This is a genomic window from Mycobacterium sp. IDUB_1, from assembly GCF_055419625.1.
Map to the genome: position 1 here is coordinate 44,465 of NZ_JBVAYA010000006.1, position 21,623 is coordinate 66,087.

Annotated in this window: 20 protein-coding genes; 8 read left to right on the forward strand and 12 right to left on the reverse strand. The window is 68.8% G+C overall.

Annotation, left to right across the window (positions count from 1 at the left end; genetic code table 11):
* Positions 1–124 precede the first annotated feature (124 nt).
* A complete protein-coding gene (secG, locus tag ACZYYX_RS26590) occupies positions 125–358 on the forward strand; it encodes a preprotein translocase subunit SecG (RefSeq protein ID WP_046361928.1) in 234 nt (77 codons plus the stop codon).
* Here secG and ACZYYX_RS26595 read toward each other — a convergent pair.
* Complete coding sequence (locus ACZYYX_RS26595) at positions 355–1,620, reverse strand: flavin monoamine oxidase family protein (protein ID WP_463817824.1); 1,266 nt, start codon at positions 1,618–1,620, stop codon at positions 355–357. The genes secG and ACZYYX_RS26595 overlap by 4 nt on opposite strands.
* A 60-nt stretch (positions 1,621–1,680) precedes the next feature.
* On the opposite strand from ACZYYX_RS26595, the gene ppc reads away from it, so the two are divergent.
* Entirely contained in the window at positions 1,681–4,485 is a 2,805-nt protein-coding gene (gene ppc, locus ACZYYX_RS26600; RefSeq protein ID WP_463817825.1) for a phosphoenolpyruvate carboxylase, read from the forward strand.
* 74 nt (positions 4,486–4,559) lie between these two features.
* On the opposite strand, the gene ACZYYX_RS26605 is transcribed toward ppc, so the two are convergent.
* A complete protein-coding gene (locus ACZYYX_RS26605; protein WP_463817826.1) occupies positions 4,560–5,867 on the reverse strand; it encodes a DUF2252 domain-containing protein in 1,308 nt (435 codons plus the stop codon).
* Entirely contained in the window at positions 5,867–6,241 is a 375-nt protein-coding gene (locus ACZYYX_RS26610; protein ID WP_463817827.1) for an ATPase, read from the reverse strand. Before ACZYYX_RS26610 ends, ACZYYX_RS26605 begins: the two co-directional genes overlap by 1 nt.
* 49 nt (positions 6,242–6,290) lie before the next feature.
* Between ACZYYX_RS26610 and ACZYYX_RS26615 the strand changes: the two genes are divergently transcribed.
* Genes ACZYYX_RS26615 through ACZYYX_RS26625 form a run of 3 tightly spaced genes read left to right on the forward strand, consistent with a single transcriptional unit; the run spans position 6,291 to position 9,101 of the window.
* On the forward strand, positions 6,291–7,037 hold the full coding sequence (locus ACZYYX_RS26615; protein ID WP_463817828.1) for a (Fe-S)-binding protein: 747 nt from the start codon (positions 6,291–6,293) through the stop codon (positions 7,035–7,037).
* The gene (locus ACZYYX_RS26620; RefSeq protein WP_463817829.1) at positions 7,034–8,488 is read left to right on the forward strand and encodes a lactate utilization protein B; all 1,455 of its coding nucleotides are present in this window, start codon (positions 7,034–7,036) and stop codon (positions 8,486–8,488) included. The genes ACZYYX_RS26615 and ACZYYX_RS26620 overlap by 4 nt, the downstream gene beginning before the upstream one ends.
* Positions 8,478–9,101, forward strand: a complete 624-nt coding sequence (locus tag ACZYYX_RS26625) for a LutC/YkgG family protein (RefSeq protein ID WP_463817830.1) — start codon at positions 8,478–8,480, stop codon at positions 9,099–9,101. Before ACZYYX_RS26620 ends, ACZYYX_RS26625 begins: the two co-directional genes overlap by 11 nt.
* Before the next feature lie 10 nt (positions 9,102–9,111).
* Here the strand turns inward: ACZYYX_RS26625 and pgl are convergent, their stop codons facing one another.
* From pgl to tkt, 5 genes are read right to left on the reverse strand one after another with little or no spacing between them, the layout of a single operon-like run.
* A complete protein-coding gene (gene pgl, locus ACZYYX_RS26630) occupies positions 9,112–9,843 on the reverse strand; it encodes a 6-phosphogluconolactonase (protein ID WP_463817831.1) in 732 nt (243 codons plus the stop codon).
* Positions 9,840–10,751 carry a glucose-6-phosphate dehydrogenase assembly protein OpcA gene (opcA, locus tag ACZYYX_RS26635; RefSeq protein WP_463817832.1) on the reverse strand — a complete coding sequence of 304 codons (912 nt, stop codon included), beginning with the start codon at positions 10,749–10,751 and terminating at the stop codon, positions 9,840–9,842. The genes pgl and opcA overlap by 4 nt, the downstream gene beginning before the upstream one ends.
* Positions 10,748–12,229, reverse strand: coding sequence for a glucose-6-phosphate dehydrogenase (gene zwf / locus ACZYYX_RS26640; RefSeq protein WP_463818041.1), 1,482 nt, complete (start codon positions 12,227–12,229; stop codon positions 10,748–10,750). Before zwf ends, opcA begins: the two co-directional genes overlap by 4 nt.
* Before the next feature lie 53 nt (positions 12,230–12,282).
* Positions 12,283–13,398: a transaldolase gene (gene tal, locus ACZYYX_RS26645; protein WP_463817833.1), complete on the reverse strand. Its 1,116-nt coding sequence runs from the start codon at positions 13,396–13,398 to the stop codon at positions 12,283–12,285.
* Positions 13,399–13,422: 24 nt separating this feature from the next.
* Positions 13,423–15,516, reverse strand: coding sequence for a transketolase (gene tkt, locus ACZYYX_RS26650; protein WP_463817834.1), 2,094 nt, complete (start codon positions 15,514–15,516; stop codon positions 13,423–13,425).
* Between the two features lie 195 nt (positions 15,517–15,711).
* Here tkt and ACZYYX_RS26655 point away from each other — a divergent pair, with 195 nt between their 5' ends.
* Complete coding sequence (locus tag ACZYYX_RS26655; protein ID WP_463818042.1) at positions 15,712–16,650, forward strand: heme o synthase; 939 nt, start codon at positions 15,712–15,714, stop codon at positions 16,648–16,650.
* On the opposite strand, the gene ACZYYX_RS26660 is transcribed toward ACZYYX_RS26655, so the two are convergent.
* Positions 16,647–17,633, reverse strand: coding sequence for a quinone oxidoreductase family protein (locus tag ACZYYX_RS26660; protein WP_463817835.1), 987 nt, complete (start codon positions 17,631–17,633; stop codon positions 16,647–16,649). The two genes, ACZYYX_RS26655 and ACZYYX_RS26660, sit on opposite strands and share 4 nt — an antisense overlap.
* A 19-nt stretch (positions 17,634–17,652) precedes the next feature.
* Between ACZYYX_RS26660 and ACZYYX_RS26665 the strand changes: the two genes are divergently transcribed.
* On the forward strand, positions 17,653–18,606 hold the full coding sequence (locus tag ACZYYX_RS26665; protein WP_463818043.1) for an ATP-grasp domain-containing protein: 954 nt from the start codon (positions 17,653–17,655) through the stop codon (positions 18,604–18,606).
* On the opposite strand, the gene ACZYYX_RS26670 is transcribed toward ACZYYX_RS26665, so the two are convergent.
* Positions 18,541–19,512: a COX15/CtaA family protein gene (locus tag ACZYYX_RS26670; protein WP_463817836.1), complete on the reverse strand. Its 972-nt coding sequence runs from the start codon at positions 19,510–19,512 to the stop codon at positions 18,541–18,543. The two genes, ACZYYX_RS26665 and ACZYYX_RS26670, sit on opposite strands and share 66 nt — an antisense overlap.
* A 21-nt stretch (positions 19,513–19,533) precedes the next feature.
* On the reverse strand, positions 19,534–20,121 hold the full coding sequence (locus ACZYYX_RS26675; RefSeq protein WP_463817837.1) for a TetR/AcrR family transcriptional regulator: 588 nt from the start codon (positions 20,119–20,121) through the stop codon (positions 19,534–19,536).
* A gap of 95 nt (positions 20,122–20,216) precedes the next feature.
* Between ACZYYX_RS26675 and ACZYYX_RS26680 the strand changes: the two genes are divergently transcribed.
* Positions 20,217–20,912: a hypothetical protein gene (locus ACZYYX_RS26680; protein WP_463817838.1), complete on the forward strand. Its 696-nt coding sequence runs from the start codon at positions 20,217–20,219 to the stop codon at positions 20,910–20,912.
* Here the strand turns inward: ACZYYX_RS26680 and ACZYYX_RS26685 are convergent.
* On the reverse strand, positions 20,826–21,620 hold the full coding sequence (locus tag ACZYYX_RS26685; protein WP_463818044.1) for an ABC transporter permease: 795 nt from the start codon (positions 21,618–21,620) through the stop codon (positions 20,826–20,828). The two genes, ACZYYX_RS26680 and ACZYYX_RS26685, sit on opposite strands and share 87 nt — an antisense overlap.
* Positions 21,621–21,623: the final 3 nt, after the last annotated feature.

Here is a 21,623-nt window from a genome sequence, read left to right on the forward strand (position 1 = left end):
CATGAACACCGCCCAAACCGACGTTTGGGCGCATTCTTTCGAGACCCGCACGCCATTTCGTCGATCTCGGCACGGCCGGGGCGTGATTGGCTGCCGGCGATCGGCGCCCTGTAGTCTGGCGGCCATGGAATTGGCCCTGCAGATCATCCTGGTCGTGACCAGCGTGCTGGTCGTGCTCTTGGTTCTGCTGCACCGCGCCAAGGGTGGCGGTCTGTCCAGCCTCTTCGGTGGCGGCGTCCAATCCAGCCTCTCGGGCTCAACCGTGGTCGAGAAGAACCTGGACCGGTTGACGCTGTTCATCACCGGCATCTGGGTGGTCTCGATCATCGGCATGGCGCTGCAGATCAAGTACAGCTAAACCAGCGCGCGCAACACACCTTCGGCTGCCCGCCGCCCGCTCACCAACGCTCCCTGAATCGACGCGGTGTCGCGGTAATCGCCGCACACCCACAGCCCCGACCCATCGCGCACCGGCTTGCGCGCCACCAGCGGCGGCAGCTGGGGCGGCAGGGCGTCGGGAACCACATGCCGGATCACCGGCTGCCACTCCGCTCCCGGGACCCCCAGGATCGTGGCCGCGTGCGCACGCATCTGTGCCTCCGTCGGCTCCGGATGTCCGGGACCGAGTAGAGCTGACGCGGCGACGAGGTGCCGGCTCGCCGGCGCATAGCTGGGCGCCGCCGCGCTGATGACCGCGGTGTTCACCACCGGCCCGGTCGTGCCGGACCTGCCGTCCACCCACAGCATGGGCGGACCGTGCCACGGCTGGTCGGTGGCCCACCAGTCGGTGACGACACCGTGCATCGCGGCGGGCGTGCCGCTGACCCACTGAGCGGCCTGGGGCGCGGCGGTCGCGACCACCACCTCACGGGCCTTCACCCGACTCCCGTCCTCGGCCCGCACCTGCCACCCGGAGCCGGCCCGCGTGATCTCGACGACCCGGCGGTGCAGGACCACGCGCTCACCCAGCGGGGCGGCAAGCTGGCGGGGCAGCGCCGCCATGCCCCCGGCCGGGAGCGCCGGCACGCCGAGCGCGAAGGTACGCACCAGCAGCAGCGCGAACGCGTTCGACGTCGACCCGGAGTCCTCGAGCACAACCCCAGACAGGAACCGGTCGATCACCCGCCGCAGTTCGCCCGAGACGCCGCTGCGGTCCAGCGCGGCCACCAGCGACATGTCGCCGCCCTTTTTGAGGTGCCCCGGCCGCAGCGCACCGTGGGCCCAGCGTGTCAGGGCCACCACATCGCGCGGCGCCACCGCGCGTCCTGCCAGCATGGCCGGCACGCGCGCCGGCGACCGCAGCGGATGGGCCAACACCACGTCACCGCGTTCGCGGCGCACCCCGACCCCGGCGCCGAACGGCTGCAGCTGCAGTGCGGCGACGTCGACGCAGCGGTCCAGTTCCGGGTAGGTGGGATTGAGCACCTGGAAGCCACGGTCGCAACGGAAGCCGTCGACGACGTCGGTCCGGATCCGGCCCCCGACGTCGTCGGCGGCCTCCCACACAGCCACCTCGCGCCCGGCGTCGGCGAGCACCGACGCACACCGCAAGCCGGCCAGACCCGCACCGATGACGACGACCTCGGCTTCCGTGACCGCGACGGCTTCGGGGACGCTCATCCAGCCACGCTACCGTGGCTCGCCGTGCGCCCCCCTGTTGCTGCGTCGATACTGGGCACCATGCCGCCGACAGCCGACAGCCTGCTCGAACCCATCGGAGCCGTCCAACGCACCCAGGTGGGCCGCGAGGCGACCGAGCCGATGCGGGAGGACATCCGCCTGCTGGGCGCGATCCTCGGCGACACCGTGCGTGAACAGAACGGCGACGAGACCTTCGGCCTCATCGAGCAGGCCCGGGTCGAGTCGTTCCGGGTGCGCCGCTCCGAGATCGACCGCTCGGAGCTCGCGCAACTGTTCGACGGTATCGACGCCCGCCAGGCGATCCCGGTGATCCGCGCCTTCACCCATTTCGCGTTGCTGGCCAACGTCGCCGAGGACATACACCGCGAGCGCCGCCGGGCGCTCCACGAAGCCGCCGGTGAACCACCCCAGCCCAGCAGCCTGGCCGCCACCTACCTCAAGCTCGAGGACGCCGATCTCGACGCGAAGGAGGTGGCCGACGCGCTCGAGGGTGCGCTGGTCGCCCCGGTCATCACCGCGCATCCCACCGAGACGCGGCGCCGCACGGTGTTCGACACCCAGCACCGCATCACCGAATTGATGCGGATGCGGCTGCGCGGACACACCCACACCGAGGACGGCCGCGACATCGAGAGGGAGCTGCGCCGCCACATCCTCACGCTGTGGCAGACCGCGCTGATCCGGCTGTCGCGCCTGAAGATCTCCGACGAGATCGAAACCGGGTTGCGCTACTACCCGGCGGCGTTCCTGGACGTCATCCCGCGCGTCAACGCCGAGGTGCGGGCCGCGCTGCAGAGCCGCTGGCCCGAGACCGACGTGCTCGCCGAACCGATCCTGCGTCCGGGATCGTGGATCGGCGGGGACCGCGACGGCAACCCCAACGTCACCGCCGAGATCGTCCGGATGGCCACGGGCAGTGCAGCTTTCACCGCCTTCACGCACTACTTCGCCGAGCTCACCGCACTCGAACAGGAACTGTCGATGTCGGTCCGGCTCGTCCATGTCAGCGAGGAACTGGCCGCTCTGGCCGATGCGTGCACCGAGCCGGCTCGCGCCGACGAGCCCTACCGGCGCGCGCTGCGCGTCGTGCACGCGCGGTTGACCGCCACCGCCGGCCAGATCCTGGACCGCCAACCCGAACACCAACTCGACTTCGGCATGACGCCGTATGACACCCCCGCCGAGTTGTCCGCCGACCTCGACACCATCGACGCATCGCTGCGGGGCAACGGCAGCTCGGTGCTCGCCGACGACCGCCTGTCCCGACTGCGAGAAGCAGTGCATGTCTTCGGTTTTCACCTCAGCGGACTCGACATGCGGCAGAACTCCGACATGCACGAGGAGGTGGTCGCCGAGCTGCTGGCCTGGGCCGGCGTCCACTCCGACTACGCGTCGCTGAGCGAAGACGAGCGGGTCGAGCTGCTCGCCGCCGAACTCGCCACCCGCCGCCCGCTGATCGGCCCGGGTGCGCAACTCTCCGAGCTGGCGCGCAAGGAGCTCGACATCGTCATCGCCGCCGCACGGGCGGTGCGCGTGTTCGGGCCTGCGGCGGTGCCCAACTACATCATCTCGATGTGCCAGTCCGTGTCGGACATGCTCGAAGCGGCGCTACTCCTCAAAGAAGCTGGGCTGCTGGATGTTTCCGGTGAGCACGTCTATGCACCGGTCGGCATCGTACCGCTGTTCGAAACGATCGACGACCTGCAGCGCGGCTCGGCGATCCTGCAGGCGGCCCTGGATCTTCCGCTCTACCGCGCCGTCGTGGCCGCCCGTGGCGACAGCCAGGAGGTGATGCTCGGGTACTCCGATTCGAACAAGGACGGCGGGTACCTCGCCGCGAACTGGGCGCTGTACCGGGCCGAGCTGGATCTCGTCGAGACGTCCCGCGCCGCCGGAATCCGGTTGCGGCTCTTTCACGGTCGCGGCGGCACCGTCGGCCGTGGTGGTGGCCCGAGCTACGACGCGATCCTGGCGCAGCCGCCCGGCGCGGTGAATGGGTCGCTGCGGATCACCGAGCAGGGCGAGGTCATCGGTGCGAAATACGCCGAACCTCGCATTGCCCACCGCAACTTGGAGACGCTGCTGGCGGCCACGCTGGAGGCCACGCTGCTCGACGTGGAAGGCCTCGGCGACGAAGCGGAACCGGCCTACGCCGTCCTCGACGACCTGGCTGCCCGCGCGCAGCGCGCGTACGCCGAATTGGTCCACGAGACACCGGGTTTCGTCGACTACTTCAAGGCCTCGACGCCGGTCAGCGAGATCGGCGCGCTGAACATCGGCAGCAGGCCGACCTCGCGCAAACCCACCACGTCGATCTCCGACCTGCGGGCGATCCCGTGGGTGCTGGCCTGGAGCCAGTCGCGGGTCATGCTGCCGGGCTGGTACGGCACCGGCACCGCGTTCGAGGACTACATCGGCGACGGCCCCGACAGCGACGCGCGGCTGGAGGTGCTGCAGGACCTCTACCGGAGGTGGCCGTTCTTCGCGACGGTGCTGTCGAACATGGCGCAGGTGCTGGCCAAGTCGGACCTGGGGCTGGCCGCGCGCTACGCCGAGCTGGTCGACGACGCCGAGCTGCGGCACCGGGTGTTCGACAAGATCGTCGACGAGCACGCCCGCACCATCCGGATGCACAAGCTCATCACCGGCCAGGACGATCTACTGGCCGACAACCCGGCGCTGGCGCGGTCGGTGTTCAACCGCTTCCCGTACCTGGAGCCGCTGAACCACCTGCAGGTCGAGCTTCTGCGTCGCTACCGCTCGGGGGACGAGGACGAGCTGGTGCAGCGCGGCATCCTGCTCACGATGAGCGGGCTCGCCACGGCGCTCCGCAACAGCGGCTGAATCGTTGCTGCCGCAACAGCGGTTGAATCGTTGCTGCCGCAACAGCGGCTGAATCGTTGCTGCCGCAACAGCGGCTAGGTCGCCGTCACCCCCGGGATACGCCCCTCGCGGAACGCCTCCACGAAATGCCGGTGGTCCTCCCGGGCGACGGCGGCGTACTCCAGACCGAACGCGACGATGTCGGCGACGAACTCGTCTTCGTGGTCGCCGATCGCGGCGACGATCGCCTCCTCGGTCTGGAACTGCACCAGCGTCTGATCGCTGTCGGAATCGCTGACGCAGTGCACCTTGGCGACCGCCTGGCCGAGTTGCGTGACGACCTCGGTCAGCTCATCGGGCTCGGTCAGCTCCGTCCAGTCCAGATCGGCCTCATACGGCGAGATCTCGCTCACCACGAATCCGACCCCGTCGATGTCGGTGTAGCCCAGCAGGGGATCTGCGTGTGCCTGGAGGGCACGTTGCGAGACGGCGGTCCGGTGCCCGTGGTGCTGGAAGTAGCCGTGGACCTCCGCGTCGTCGACGACCCGGCTCGGCGCCGCGACGTTGCCCTGCTTCAGCGACAGCACGACGTCGTTGTCCAGCGCCTGGTTGAAGCCCTCGATGAGGATCGTGTAGGCGGGCAGTCCGGCGCTGCCGATCCCGAATCCGGAGTTGGCGGTCACGTCCTTGACGTCGTAGGCGATGCCGCGGAAGCGTTGCGCCTCCGGGATCGTCTCGAGATAGCGGTGGAAAGCCTCGATGACCGTCTCGCGTTCCTCGCCGTCGAGGCGCCGCGCACCGGGCCGCTCCCGCAGCCGGCGGTCGCACTCGTCGACGACGGTGATGCGGTCGAGCATTTCGGAGCGGGTGGATAGCCGCGCCGATTGCAATGCCGAGAGCACCGCGCCGCGAGCGGTGTCCAGGTTCAGCGAGAACGAGGCATCGTCGTCGGTCTCGGTGAACCAGCGGACCTGCTTCACGTAGGCCTGCGCGAACGCCGCGATCAACGACGAGATCTGCTCGTCCGACAGTGCCTTCTGCCAGCACATCAGCGCGAGACTGGCGGCGAATCGCTGCACGTCCCAGGTGAAGTGCCCGACGAACGCCTCGTCGAAGTCGTTGACGTCGAAGATCAGCACGCCGGCGCCGTCCATGTAGGTGCCGAAGTTCTGGGCGTGCAGATCGCCCTGGATCCACACCCGGCCGGTGCGCTCGTCGGCCCACCGGTCCTCACGTCCCGCGACGTCGGCGTAGAACACGCACGCGCTGCCCCGGAAGAATGCGAACGGATCGGCGGCCATCTTGCGGAACTTCGTGCGGAACGCGTCGGGGTCGGCGCTCATCAGGTCGGCGAACGCGTCCACCAGTGTGTCGACGATCCGCGACTCCCTTTCGTCAGGCATCAGCCGATCCCGGCGCCGCGCCTGAGCCGGCCCATCACCCCGCGCACGACCTGGTCGGTGACGGCCAGCGGGGCGACCAGCGATTCGCCCACCCCGACGATCCGCTCGACGCGGGTGACGATGCCCTCCAAGCGGTCGACCACCGCGATCAAGCGCGGGGCCAGTTCGTCGATGTTGCTGATCGTGTCGTTGAATCGGGCCAGGGTGGCATCCAGGTTGCCGGTGGATTTGTCCAGGTCCTCCAGCGTCTCGCTCAATCCCTCCAGGATGGTGTCGACCTGCTCGACGGTGACGTCGGCGTTGAGCGCGGCCTGCGCGAGCTTGCGGATCCGCTCCGATCCGGTGCGCACGGGTTTGCCGCTTCGATCTGCCATGTCGGCCAGTATGACCCGCCCGGTCGGATACGGTGGTCAAGATGTCCGTATGAGCGTTCGGGTGGCGCTGTTCGCCGCCTGCTACAACGACCTGATGTGGCCGGAGACGCCGAAAGCCGTTGTCCGGCTTCTGCGCCGCCTCGGCTGCGACGTCGAGTTCCCGCGCGACCAGACGTGCTGCGGGCAGATGTTCACCAACACCGGGTACGCCGCGGAGGCGGTGCCCGCTGTCCGGGCGTTCACCACGGCGTTCGGAGGCTACGACGCTGTCGTCGCTCCCTCCGGATCCTGCGTGGGGTCGGTGCGTCATCAGCACCGAGACGTCGCGGCGCGTTCGGGCGACGACGACCTGGCGGCCCTGGTGGCCGACGTGTCTCCGAAGGTCTACGAGCTCTCCGAGTTCCTGGTCGACGTGCTCGGTGTCACCGACGTGGGGGCGTACTTCCCGCACCGCGTCACGTACCACCCGACGTGTCACTCCCTGCGGATGCTGCGGGTCGGCGACCGGCCGCGACGGCTCCTCGAGGCGGTGCGTGGCATCGAGCTGGTCGAGCTGGCCCAGGCCGACCAGTGCTGCGGATTCGGTGGCACGTTCGCGATGAAGAACGCCGACACCTCGATCGCGATGGGCTCGGACAAGGCCCGCGCCGTCCGCAACACCGGTGCCGAAGTGCTTGTCGCCGGCGATAATTCGTGTCTGGCGCACATCGGCGGACTGCTGTCGCGCCAGCGCGCGGGTGTGCGGGTCCTGCACCTGGCGGAGGTACTCGCGAGTACAGAGGAGCGCCCCGCATGAGTTCGTTTCTCGGCCTGCCTGCCTTTCCCGTCGCTGCTCGTGCCGCGCTGGGCGATACCGTGTTGCGCCGCAACCTCGCTCACGCGACCGGCACCATCCGGGCCAAGCGGGCCGCCGTCGTGGAGGAGCTCTCCGACTGGGAGTCTCTGCGACTCGCCGCGGCCGCCATCAAGGACGCTGCACTGCACCGTCTCGACGAGCATCTCGAGGCCTTCGAGGCGAACGCGGCGGCGGCCGGGGCCACGGTGCACTGGGCGCGCGACGCGGCGGAGGCCAACCGCATCGTCGTCGATCTCGTCCGTGCCCAGGGTGCCACCGAGGTGGTCAAGGTCAAATCCATGGCAACCCAGGAAATCGAGCTGAACGAGGCGCTGGCCGAGGCCGGGATCGACGCCTGGGAAACCGATCTGGCCGAACTCATCGTGCAACTCGGCGACGACTGGCCCAGCCACATTCTGGTTCCGGCGATCCACCGCAACCGCGCCGAGGTCCGCGAAATCTTCCTGCGCGAGATGGGCCGCGTGGGCCGGCCCGCCCCGCCGGATCTGACCGACGAGCCGCGCCGCCTCGCCGAGGCGGCACGGCTGCACCTGCGGGAGAAGTTCCTGCGCGCCCGCGTGGCCGTCTCCGGCGCGAACTTCGCGATCGCCGACACCGGCAGCCTCGTGGTGGTCGAGTCCGAAGGCAACGGGCGGATGTGCCTCACCCTGCCCGAGACGCTGATCTCGGTGGTCGGCATCGAGAAGGTGCTGCCGTCGTGGCGCGATCTGGAGGTGATGCTGCAGGTGCTACCGCGTAGCAGCACCGGTGAGCGGGAGAACCCTTACACGTCGGTGTGGACCGGAACCGCCGACGGGGACGGTCCGCGCACCGTCCACATCGTGCTGCTCGACAACGGCCGCACCGACGTTCTGGCCGACCCGGCCGGCCGCGACGCTCTTCGCTGCATCCGCTGCTCGGCGTGCCTCAACGTCTGCCCGGTCTACGAGCGCACCGGCGGACACGCGTACGGCTCGGTGTACCCGGGACCCATCGGTGCCGTGCTGACCCCGCAGCTGCGCGGGACCGGCAGCGCAGTGGACAAATCGCTGCCGTACGCCTCGAGCCTGTGCGGTGCCTGCTTCGACGTGTGCCCGGTGCGCATCGACATCCCGTCGATGCTGGTGCACTTGCGCACCCGGATCGTCGACGAACACCGTGGCGGCGTGCCCTCGCCCGAACAGGCCGCGATGACGGCGGCGAGCTGGCTGATGGCCGACCATCGGCATCTGGAAGCGTTTGCCACCGCCACCGGACTCGGGGGAAAGATGTTGCGCAGCAGGATGTTCGGCGGCAAGGACCGGTTGACGGCGCTGCCGTGGCCGGCGAGTGCTTGGTCCGGTGCCCGTGACGCGCCGGTGCCACCGACCGAGTCGTTCCGGGCGTGGTGGGAGCGCACGGGTGGGGAGTGACGCGCGGGCCGAGATCCTCGGCCGTATCCGTGCCGCGCTGTCGGATCGGCCGACGCCGGCCGACGTCCCGTGGCGCTACGGCGCCGACGTCGGTACGGGGGAGCAGGATCTGGTGGAGCGCTTCTGCGACAGGGTGGCCGACTATCGGGCGCAGGTCGAGCCCGTCCCCGAAGCCGGTGCAGCGCACGCGATCGCCGCGGCTCTGGGCGATGCGCGCACCGTGATCGCCGACGGTGCGGTCCAGGCGGCCTGGCCGGATGCCGCGCCGTGGGTGTCCGACACCGGGCGCAGCGCAACCGAACTCGACGACGTCGACGCCGTGGTCACCACAGCGACGGTGGCGATCGCGAACACCGGCACGCTCGTCTTGGACCATGGCCCCGGCCAGGGCAGGCGGGCGCTGAGCTTGGTGCCCGACCGGCATGTGTGTCTGGTGCGCGTCTCGCAGATCGTCGACGACGTACCGAACGCCGTCGCGCGGCTCGTGGAACTAGGCGTCCACACTCGACCGCTGACGTGGATCAGCGGGCCGAGCGCCACCAGCGACATCGAACTGAACCGCGTGGAGGGCGTGCACGGCCCGCGGACGCTGCACGTGATCGTCCTCGTCTAGATCGTGCAGGCTAGAGCTTGCTGGCCGCATCCTCGTCGAGCAGCCATACCGTGGCCTCTCGACCGATGGCGCCTGCCGCGGGCAGGTCGACGGGTGCCGCGCCGCCGAGCGCAGCGGCCACCGCCTCGGCCTTGCCCTCGCCGGACACCACCAGCCACACCTCACGTGACCGCTGAATCGCGGGCAGCGTCAGCGTGATTCGGCGCGGCGGGGGTTTGGGGGAGTCCGGCACACCGACCACCATGCGCTCGGTCTCCTTGACCGCGTCGGTGTCGGGGAACAGTGAATTCACGTGCCCCTCAGGTCCCATGCCGAGCAGGTGTACGTCGAATTCGTTCTCGGGTGCGACGAACGTCTCGTTCAGCAATTGCTCATAGCCTGCCGCCGCCGCGTCGAGGTCGTCGCCGAACTCGCCGTCGCTGGCGGCCATCGCGTGCACATTGACCGCAGGAATGTCGACGTCATCCAACAACGCTTCGCGCGCTTGCTTGTCGTTGCGCTCGTCGTCGTCAGCGGTGACGAACCGCTCGTCGCCCCAGTAGACGTGCACCTTCGACCAGTCGATCTCGCCGCTGCGCTGCTTGACCCGCTCGAGCATCCCGATGCCGGTGCCGCCGCCTGTCAGCACCACGCTGGCCTTCCCTCGGGCCGCGACGGCCGCGGTGATCGCGTCCACCAGACGGTCCCCGGCGGCCTTCACCAATGCGTCTTTGTCGGGGTGGCGCTCCACGGTCGGGTTCACACGTACTGCACTTTCTCGATGCCCTGCAGGGCTTCGTGGTAGATCTCGTCGGCGTCCAGGCGGCGCATGTCCTCGGCGAGACACTCGCGGGTTTCCCTGCGCGCCAACGGGACCAGTGCCTCGGGCGCAGACGTACGGGTGAGCTTCGCCGTGACGCCGTCCTGGGGACGGCTCAGCGTGATCGTCTCGCTGTCGCGGACCAGCTCCACCTTCAACTCACCGACGGCGCGGCGCACCGGACCGTCGATGCGGTGCGCCAGCCACCCCGCTAGCACGTCGAGCGCTGGTTCCGTCGCCAACCCGGACACCAGCGCTGAGGTGATCGGCTCGTGCGGCGGTAGATCCACCGCCGACGTCAGCAGCGCCCGCCAGTACGTGATGCGGCTCCAGGCCAGGTCGGTGTCGCCCGGGGTGTAACCCTTGAGGCGGCCCTTGATCGAGCCCAGCGGATCGGTGCCGTTGGTGGCATCGGTGATGCGGCGCAACGCTAGCTTGCCCAGCGGATCCTGGGCGGGAACATCAGGTGCGACATCCGGCCACCACGTCACCACGGGGGTGTCGGGCAACAGGAACGGCATCACGACGCTGCTGGCGTGGTTGGCCAGTGGCCCGGAGAGCCGAAGGCACACCACCTCGTTCGCGCCCGCGTCCCGCCCGACGCGCACTTGCGCGTCGAGCCGAGCCTTCTCGGCCAGGCGGTCACCGGGTGCGACGACGACGACGCGGCAGGGATGCTCGCGGCTCGCGGCGTTGGCCGCTTCGATCGACTCCTCGAGCAGTGCCTCGGTGGTGGGAGCGATGACCAGGGTCAGCACTCGACCGAGCGTGATAGCCCCGCCCTCTTCGCGCAGCGCGATGATCTTCTTGTTGATGACGTCGGTGGTGGTGTCCGGCAGGTCGAGGATCATGGCCGTCTCCATTCCCGGCCGGTGCGCCGCAACATCTCGAAGGCGGAGTCAGGTCCCCACCCGCCCGCCTCGTACGGGTCCGGTTTGCCATGCGATGCCCAGTATTCGAGCGCGGGATCCAGGATGCGCCAGGCCAATTCGACCTCCTGGTTGACCGGGAACAGTGACGGCTCACCGAGCAGCACGTCGAGGATCAGCCGTTCGTAGGCCTCCGGGGATTCCTCGGCGAACGCCGACCCGTAGGAGAAGTCCATGCTGACGTCGCGGACTTCCATCATGTTGCCCGGCACCTTGGACCCGAAGCGCAGCGTGATGCCCTCGTCCGGCTGGACCCGGATCACCAGCGCGTTCTGCCCCAGCTCCTCGGTCATGGTGGCGTCGAACGGAAGGTGCGGTGCCCGCTTGAAGATCAGCGCGATCTCGGTGACCCTGCGGCCCAACCGCTTTCCGGTCCGCAGATAGAACGGCACACCGGCCCAGCGTCGGGTGTCCACGTCGACGGTGATCGCGGCGAACGTCTCGGTGGTCGACGTCGTGGAGAAGCCTTCCTCCTCCAGCAGCCCGACCACGCGCTCGCCACCCTGCCACCCCGCGGTGTACTGACCGCGCGAGGAGGTCTCGTCGAGAGGCTCCGCCAGTCTGCTCGCGGAGAGCACCTTGATCTTCTCGGCCTGCAGCTCGTCGGGGGAGAAGCTGACGGGCTCTTCCATCGCGGTCAGAGCGAGCAGCTGCAGCAGGTGGTTCTGGATCACGTCACGGGCGGCGCCGACACCGTCGTAGTAGCCGCCGCGCCCGCCCAGGCCGATGTCCTCGGCCATCGTGATCTGCACGCTGTCCACGTAGTGCGAGTTCCACACCGGCTCGAACAGTTCGTTGGCGAACCGCAGCGCCAGGATGTTCTGGACTGTCTCCTTGCCCAGGTAGTGGTCGATGCGGAACACCGACGACTCCGGGAACACGTTGTTGACGATCGCGTTGAGGTCCTCGGCGCTCTTCAGGTCGTGACCGAAGGGCTTTTCGATGACCACCCGGCTCCAGCTGCCCTCCGGCTTCTTCGCCAGACCCGTCCTCGACAGTTGCTCGAGGACCTGCGGGAAGGCCTTCGGCGGAATCGACAGGTAGAAGGCATGATTGCCGCCGGTGCCGCGTTCCGCGTCGAGCTTGCCCAGCGTCTCGGCCAGATTCTCGAACGCCTTCTCGTCGTCGAAAGTGCCCTGCACGAAGCGGACCCCTTCGGACAACCGGTCCCACACCTCCTGGCGGAACGGGGTGCGGGCGTGCTGCTTGACCGCATCGAGGACGACCTGCGAGAAGTCCTGGTCCGCCCAGTCCCGGCGCGCGAAGCCGACCAAGGCGAACGACGGTGGCAGCAGCCCCCGGTTGGCCAGGTCGTAGATCGCCGGCATCAGCTTCTTGCGCGCGAGATCGCCGGTGACGCCGAAGATCACGACGCAGCACGGGCCCGCGATACGGGGCATGCGCTTGTCGCGCTTGTCCCGCAGGGGGTTCTGCCAATCGGCCACGGCTGGGGTCACTTCTTGTCGTCGAGCTGGCCCTGCGTGGCTTCGAGCAACTCCTGCCACGACTTCTCGAACTTCTCGACGCCTTCGTTCTCGAGCACCAGGAACACATCGGTGAGGTCGATGCCCACGCCTGTCAGCGCGTCGAAGACGTCCTGCGACTCCGCGCCCTTGCCGGTGATCGTGTCGCCGGTGACCACGCCGTGGTCGGCGACGGCGTCCATCGTCTTCTCCGGCATGGTGTTGACGGTGTTCGGGGCGACCAGCTCGGTGACGTACAGCGTGTCGGAGTAGTCGGGGTTCTTCACCCCGGTCGACGCCCACAGCGGCCGCTGCACGCGCGCGCCGGCACCCTTGAGCTTCTCGAACCGCTCACCGCCGAGGAACACCTCTTCATAGGCGGCGTAGGCCAGCCGGGCATTGGCGACGCCGGCTTTGCCGCGCAGCCCCAGCGCCTCGTCGGAGCCGATGTCTTCGAGCCGCTTGTCGATCTCACTGTCGACGCGGGAGACGAAGAACGATGCCACCGAGTGAATGCGGGACAGATCGTGGCCCGCCTCCTTGGCCTTCTCGAGGCCCTGCAGGTAGGCGTCCATCACCAGGCGGTAGCGCTCGACGGAGAAGATCAGCGTCACGTTCACCGAAATGCCCTCGGCCAGAACGGAAGCGATCGCGGGGACGCCGGCCTCGGTGGCGGGGATCTTGATCAGCAGGTTGGGCCGGTCGACGATCTTCCACAGCTCGATCGCCTGCAGGATCGTCTTGTCCGTGTCGTGGGCCAGGCGCGGGTCCACCTCGATCGACACCCGTCCGTCGACACCGTCGGACTGCTCGTAGATCTTGGCGAACACGTCGCATGCGTTGCGCACGTCGTCGGTGGTGACGGTCCGGATGGTCGCGTCGACGTCGGCGCCGCGCTCGGCGAGTTCTCTGATCTGGTCGTCGTAGGCGTCACCCTTGGACAGGGCCGCCTGGAAGATCGACGGGTTGGTGGTCACCCCCACCACGGACTTCGTGTCGATCAGCGACTGGAGGTTGCCGGTCTGCAACCGCTCACGGGACAGATCGTCGAGCCATACGGAAACACCCGCGGCGGACAGGGCCGCCAAATTCTCGTTCTGGGTCATGTCAATTCCTTGATTGTTGGCTGGCTAGTTCGCAATGCTGCGTTCCGCGGCGGCCACCACTGCCTCTGCAGTGAAACCGAATTCGCGGAACAGCGTCTTGTCGTCGGCCGACTCACCGAAGTGCTCGATCGAGATGATCTCGCCGGTGTCGCCGACGATCTTGTACCAACTCTGCGCCACCGCGGCTTCGATGGCCACACGCGCCGAGACCTGAGGCGGCAGCACGCTGTCGCGGTATTCCTTGGGCTGCGATTCGAACCACTCCAGGCACGGCATCGACACGACGTAGGCGTTGATGTTCTTGTCGCGCAACGCTTTCTGCGCTTCGACCGCGATCTGCAGTTCGGAGCCCGTCGCGATCAGGATGACGTCGGCGTCTTGGGCGGGGGAGCCGCCACCGAGCACGTAACCGCCCCGGGCGACGCCCTCGGCGTCGGTGCCCTCCAGCACGGGGATGCCCTGGCGGGTCAGGATGAAACCGACAGGGCCGCTGCCGTTACCACGGGCGAGGATGCTCTTCCACGCGTACGCCGTCTCGTTCGGGTCACCCGGGCGCACCACCGACAGGTTCGGGATGGCCCGCAGCGCCGCCAGATGCTCGATGGGCTGATGGGTGGGCCCGTCCTCACCCAAGCCGATCGAATCGTGGGTCCAGATGTAGATGGTGTCGATGTCCATCAGCGAGGCCAACCGCACCGCAGGCCGCATGTAATCGGAGAACTGCAGGAACGTCCCGCCGAACGCCCGTGTCGGGCCGTGCAGGACGATGCCCGACAGGATCGAGCCCATCGCGTGCTCGCGGATGCCGAAGTGCAGCACCCGGCCATACCAGTCGGCCTCGAAGTCCGAGGTCGAGATCGACGGCGGGCCGAACGACTTCACGCCCTTGATGGTCGTGTTGTTGCTGCCCGCCAGGTCGGCCGAGCCGCCCCACAGTTCGGGCAGCTTCGGTGCGACGTCGTTGAGCACCTGACCGAAGGCGGCGCGGGTGGCGACGGCCTTGGAGCCGGGCTCCCAGTACGTGATGTCGGAATCCCAGCCCTCCGGCAGTTCCTCGGCGGTGAGGCGGTCGAGCAGCTTCTTGCGCTCGGGTTCGCGCTCCGCCCACGCGTCGAAGCCGGGCTGCCATTTCTCGTGTGCCTCGCGGCCGCGCTCGACCAGCTTGCGGGTGTGCTCGAAGACCTCGTCGCTGACCTCGAAGGTCTTGTCCGGGTCGAACCCGAGGACCTTCTTGGTGGCGGCGACTTCGTCGTCGCCGAGCGCCGAGCCGTGCACCCCGCCGGTGTTCATCTTGTTCGGCGCCGGATAGCCGATGATCGTGCGCAACGCGATGAACGACGGCTTGTCGGTGACCTTCTTGGCTTCGGCGATGGCCTGCTCGATACCGACGACGTTCTCGCCGCCCTCGACCTCCTGCACATGCCACCCGTAGGCGCGGTAGCGCGCGGCGACGTCCTCGCTCAGGGCGATGTTGGTGTCGTGCTCGATGGAGATCTGGTTCTTGTCGTAGAACACGATCAGGTTGCCGAGCTGCTGGGTGCCGGCCAGCGACGATGCCTCGCTGGTGACGCCCTCTTCGATGTCGCCGTCGGAGGCGATGACGTAGATGTAGTGGTCGAACGGGCTTTCACCGGCCGGGGCGTCGGGATCGAACAGCCCGCGCTCGTAGCGCGACGCCATCGCCATACCGACCGCCGAGGCCAGGCCCTGTCCCAGCGGGCCGGTCGTGATCTCGACACCCTTGGTGTGCCGGAACTCCGGATGGCCGGGCGTCTTGGACTTGTACGTCCGCAGTGCCTCGATGTCGGACAGTTCGAGCCCGAACCCGCCCAGGTAGAGCTGGATGTAGAGCGTGAGGCTGGAATGTCCGCACGACAGCACGAACCGGTCGCGGCCCAGCCAGTGCACGTCGCTGGGGTCGTGGCGCATCTGGCGTTGGAACAGCGTGTAGGCCAGGGGTGCCAGACTCATCGCCGTTCCGGGGTGGCCGTTGCCCACCTTCTGGACGGCGTCGGCGGCCAGCACGCGGACGGTGTCCACGGCGCGGGAGTCCAGCTCGGTCCAGTCGTCGGGATGGTTCGGGCGGGTCAGCGAAGAGATATCTTCGAGCGTGGTCACGAGGCGCACTCCTTGGACTTGGTGGGGCGTGTCGATCCGCACCAACCACCCTAGTGCTCACCGACGCCGGGACGCAGGGGTGATACCCGCCGTACCGGGAACCACCCGTAACCACCCCGCGAATTTCGGTGACGGCCCCCCGCGGTCTACCATCGCCTGTAGTAGACGCGGCGTGAAGGAGTTGGTTGGGTGAGGATCCGCGAAGGCGACCTCGTCGGGGATTCGGCCGACGCCACGCCGCACGGGTTCCGTACCACTCTGCTCGGCTATCTGGCGCTGACCAAGCCGCGCGTCATCGAGCTGCTGCTCGTCACGACGATCCCGGCGATGCTGTTGGCCCATCGCGGCAGCGTCGATCCGCTGCTGATCCTCAACACGATGTTCGGTGGCCTGCTGGCGGCCGCGGGCGCCAACACGCTGAACTGCGTCGCCGATGCAGACATCGACAAGGTGATGAAGCGCACCGAGCGCCGGCCGCTCGCGCGCGCGACCGTGCCGCGCGCCCATGCGCTGGTGTTCGGCCTGGCGCTGTCGGTCGGTTCGTTCTTCTGGCTGTGGTGGACCACCAACATGCTCTCGGCGCATCTGGCCGGCGCCACCATCGCGTTCTACGTGCTGGTCTACACGCTGCTGCTCAAGCGGCGCACCTCGCAGAACGTCGTGTGGGGCGGGGCCGCCGGCTGCATGCCGGTGATGATCGGCTGGTCGGCGGTGACCGGCACGATCAGCTGGCCGGCGATCGTGATGTTCCTGATCATCTTCTTCTGGACGCCGCCGCACACCTGGGCGCTCGCCATGCGCTACAAAGAGGACTACAAGGCGGCCGGCGTGCCGATGCTGCCCGTGGTCGCGACCGAGATCCAGGTCACCAGGCAGATCCTCGTCTACACGTGGCTGACCGTGATCGCGACGTTGGCGCTGGCGCTGGCGACCGGCTGGCTGTACGCCTCGGTGGCCATTCTGGCCGGCACGTGGTTCCTGGTGATGGCCCACCAGCTCTACGCCGGGGTGCGCCGCGGTGAGCCCGTCAAGCCACTACGGCTGTTCCTGCAGTCCAACAACTACCTCGCGGTGGTGTTCTGCGCGCTGGCCGTCGACTCGGCGCTGGACCTTCCGACGCTGCTGTCCCGCTAGGGGATCAGCACCACCGATCCCACGGTCTTGCGTCCCTGCAGATCGCGATGGGCCTGCTCGGCGTCGCGCAGCGCATAGCGGTTGCTCACGGTGACGGTGAGCGTGCCGTCTGCGATCGCGGTGAGCAGTTCGCCTGCGCGCCACGAGAATTCATCGGCGGTGCGGGTGTGGTGCGCGAGGTTGGGCCGCGTCAGGAACACCGAACCCGCGGCGTTGAGGCGCTGCGGATCGAACGGCGGCACCGGTCCGCTCGCCGCGCCGAACAGAGCCAGCGTGCCGCGCACCGCCAGGCTGGCCAAGCTGGCCTCGAACGTCGAGGCGCCCACCCCGTCGTAGACGGCTTCGACGCCGTTGCCGTCGGTCAACTCCCGGATGCGCGCACCGAACGCGGCGGAGCCCCCGTCCTGCTGGCTGGGGTAGTCCAGCACCTCGACCGCGCCGGCTCGCCGGGACAGCTCGGCCTTGTCGGGCGTGGACACGGTCGTGATCACCGACGTCGCCATGCTGCTGGCCCACTGCGTCAGGATCAGCCCGACGCCGCCGGCACCGGCATGCACCAGCACGGTGTCGCCCTGCTGAATCGGATAGGTGGACTTGATCAGGTAGTGCGCCGTCATGCCCTTCAACAGCGACGAGGCGGCCACATCGGGCGCCACGCCCTCGGGCACGTAGGCGACGAAATCGGCGGGCGCAAGGCAGTAGTCGGCGTAGGCGCCCAGGGCTTGCGCAGTCACCACGCGGTCGCCGACGTTGAGCGCGGCGACATCGTCGCCGACGGCCTCGATCGTGCCGCACACCTCGGTGCCGACGACGAACGGCAGCTCCCGCGGATACAACCCCGACCGGAAGTAGGTGTCGATGAAGTTCACGCCGATCGCCTCGGCCTTGATCAGCACCTGATCGGGTCCCGGTACGGGCTGCGACTTCTCGACGTAGGACAGAACTTCCGGCCCGCCGGTCTCGGCGACTTCGATCGCGTACATAGGTGACATCATGCCCGTCATGAAGCTCGCCCGCCCCGAGGTGTTCCACCCGCGCATCGTGTTCGCGGGATGCCCCGTACTGCCCGACGGCGACGGCGACGACGCCGGGTTGATCGGGGCGCTGCGGACCCGCGGCCTGCACGCCCGGTGGTTGTCCTGGGACGACCCGGCGACGCTCGAAGCGGACGTGGTGATCCTGCGCGCGACGTGGGACTACACCGAGCGGCTCGCCGAGTTCCTGGCGTGGGCGCGGCGGGTGCCCACGCTCCTCAACGGGCCCGACGTGGTGGCCTGGAGCGCCGACGAGCGCTACCTGGCCGACCTGGCCGCAGCCGGCGTCGCGACGGTGCCCACCGCGTTCTTCGCGCCGGGGGAGCAGGTGACCATCCCGCCCGGCGAGGTCGTGATCAAACCGTCGGTCGGCGCCGGCTCGGTGGGGGCGATGCGATTCCTCGACAGCGATGCCGCGTTGGGACACGCGGCAGCACTGCACGCCGACGGACGAACGGTGATGGTGCAGCCCTACGACGCGCGGGTGGTCGACGGCGAGACCGCGCTGGTGTTCCTGCGCGGCGAACCGTCGCACGCGTTCACCAAGGGGCCGATGCTGCCCGCGCCGGGGCGAGGGCCGCTTCTCGACCCGTCCGGCACCTACGCGGAGGAGAGCCTGCGGAGCGCGGACCCCGATGGCGAGCTGTGGGACGTCGGCCGCGCCGCGCTCGCCGCCGCGGCGGCGCACCTCGGCATCGGGGTGACCGACCTGCTCTACGCGCGCGTCGACGTGCTCGGCGGAGCCGACGCTCCGGCGCTGCTGGAACTGGAGTTGGTCGAACCGTCACTGGGGTGGCGCCAGCTCGACGACTCGACCCGGGAACGGCAGCAGCGCAGATTCGCCGTGGCGGTCGAGTCAGCTCTTGACGAGCGCGGCCTGGGTCCCTTCGCGAAGGGTTCGTTCGCTCAGCGCCGCCCATAGCGCGGCCGTCGCCGCGGTGCACGCCGCTGCCCCGGCCACGTGGAAGGCCACCAGGACCTCGGGCACCCCGGTCGCGAACTGCACCGCGCCGAGCAGCCCCTGCGCGGCGACCAGTGCGACGAGCACGCGCAGCCGCCGCATCACCGGCGGGGCGGCCTGCGTCGCGACCAACCCGAAGCCCAGCCCGACAACCAACGCCAGATAGGCCACCAGCAACGACGAATGCAGGTGCACGAGCGTGGTGATCTCGACCTCGAGCCGCGGCACCGGGCGGTCGATGCTCTTGTCGCCGGCGTGGGGGCCCGCCCCGGTGACCATCGTGCCGGTGATCAGCACCGCGGACAGCGTCACAGCGCTCAGCGCGGTCAGCCGCCGCAGCGCTCGGGGTGCGCGTTCCCGCGTCTCACCGGTATCGGGCTGGCCGATCTTGACGTACAGCAGGACCGAGAGCCACACCATCAGCATCGACGCGAGCAGGTGCACCGCGACCGTCCACCACAGCAGGCCGGTCAGCACGGTGATGCCGCCGATCACGGCCTGCAGCACCGTCGACGCCGGCATCAGCCAGGCATAGATCAGAACCCCACGACGCCGCCGGGCGCGGGTCACCACGATGACGGCCGCGGCCGCGGTGAGCACGACGAGGAACGTGATCAGCCGGTTGCCGAACTCGACGGCCTGATGGATGACCGGAACCTCGGCGTGCGGGACGGGGGTGAAGCTGCCGGGAAAGCACTGCGGCCACGTCGGGCAGCCGAGCCCCGACGCGGTGACGCGGACGATCGCGCCGGTCACCGCGATGCCGCCCTGGGTCAGGATGACCGCGGCGGCGACGATGCGCTGCACGCGCAGGCTCGGTTCGGGCAGGAGATCGACGAGCCGCACGAAGAGTCGGGCGACGGGCACGCTGTCGATGGTAGAGCCCTCTTAACTACGGACCGTAGTAGGGGCGGTGAGTGGCACCAGGACCTCGTCGACCAGGGTGAGCACCAGCTCGTCGTCGATCGGATCGCCGGTGATCAGCAGGTGGTGCCACAGCACGCTCTGGCCGAGTTCGCGAACAACTGCGATCGGAATGTCGGCGCGCACGTCGCCGCGCTCGATGCCACGGTTCAGCAGAGCTGTCACGTCGGCTTTACGGCTGCCGATGATGTCGGCATGGAACGTCTCGGCCAGTTCCGGGTCCGCGGCCACCGCCATCACGATCGAGCGCATCAGCGGCCCTTGCGGGCCGGCGAACAGCTCCGCCCAGCCGCGCAGGACGGCCAGCATGTCGGTGCGGAAACTGCCGGTGTCCTCGGTGGGTATCGATGCCGACGCGACCTCGATGAGCGTGTCGCGCAGCAACGCGCGCCGGTCGGTCCAGCGCCGGTAGAGCACCGGTTTGCTGGTGTGGGCAGCGGCGGCGACCGCCTCCATCGTGACGCCGTCAGGCCCGTGTGTACTCAGCAGGTCCATGACAGCCGACTTGATGGCGGAGTCCAGTTCGGCGCCGCGTCGACGTGTGGTGGGCATGATCACACTCGATTCCTTGAGAAACGCTTGCGTATCTTATGTCGCGATCGTACCGTTCTCGGTAAGAAACGCAAACGTATCTTGTGAGGACGGACATGTACCACCCGACACTTCCCGTGCTGTATCCGCTGCGACCGGTCGAGACCGCATCAGTGCGGGTGACCGACTGCGCCCACGGCCGTCGTCGAGTCACGATCGACCACCGGCCGCTCGCCCGGGTCACTCCGGAGATGCTGCTCGACTGGTTCACCCACCTCGACGGCACCATGCGCTACGGCGGACGGACGGTCGACCGCTACCTCGCCTGGCATCCGACCGACCACATCCGATGGGAGCTGTGGCGTCCGGCCCCCGGCGGCGGGGCGGGCGAAGGAGCGCGATTCCACATCGTCGAAGCATTCGGCGGCGATCCGACCTTCGGCGTCGACGTCATCGACCGGGTCGAAAAGCTCGATGTCACCGGTATCCGGTTGGTGCAGCGGCTCGCCGGGGTGCCGATCTTCGCGCTCGAGCACACGTGGTCGGCGGGCATCGACGGCACCCACTACGTATCCGTGATGGACATCGGCGCACGCAGCGCCCTGATGGCGCCGGTCAACGCGGTTCTGCGACGCCGGTTCCCGCCGGAGATGGTGACGGCGTGGATTCGGCACAACATCGAGGAGGTGGGGCAGCTGGAGTACCTGCTGCTACAGCTGGCGAGCTCAGGTGAAGCGGAACCAGCGCAGCGCGCACAGGCCGGCGGCGGTGCCCCAGATCGCCAGCACGGCGAGGCCGAACCAGTCGACTGACAGCGTCATCGCCCGCGTCAGCGCCTCGGTCAGCGCACCCGACGGCGTCAACCTCGCGATCCACTGCACCGCCTTCGGCACGATGCCCCCCTCGGTGCCGCCCTCCACGGTCAGGGCGCCCACGCCGGCGAACACGAACCACATCAGATTCGCCACCGCGAGGACGATCTCCGCGCGCAGGGTGCCGCCGAGCAGCAGCCCCAGCGCGGCGAACACCGCGGTGCCCAGGGCGATGATCACCGCACCGAGCGCGAGGCCCGCCGCCGCGGGCCGCCATCCCAGACCGATGCCGATCGCGCCCAGCAGGATCGACTGCAGGAACACCACCGTCACCACGGCCAGCGACTTACCGGCGATGATGCCCCACACCGGCAACGCGGTGGCGCCGAGCCGCTTCAGTGCGCCGTAGCGCCGGTCGAAGGCAACCGCGATCGCCTGCCCGGTGAACGCGGTCGAGATGACCGCCAGCGCCATGATCGCCGGGGTGAACGTCGCGGCGCGCTCAGGACCGAACGAGCCCAGCGGCAGCAGCGTCAGTCCGACCAGCAGCGTGATCGGGATGAACATCGTCAGCAGCAGCTGCTCGCCGTTGCGCAGCAGCAGTCGCAGTTCCAACCCGTACTGCGCGGCCAGCATCCGCGGGACCGGCGCGGGCCGCGGATCGGGGGAGAAGGTGCCGTCGGCGAAGCGATTCGGTGTGCTCTTCAAGGT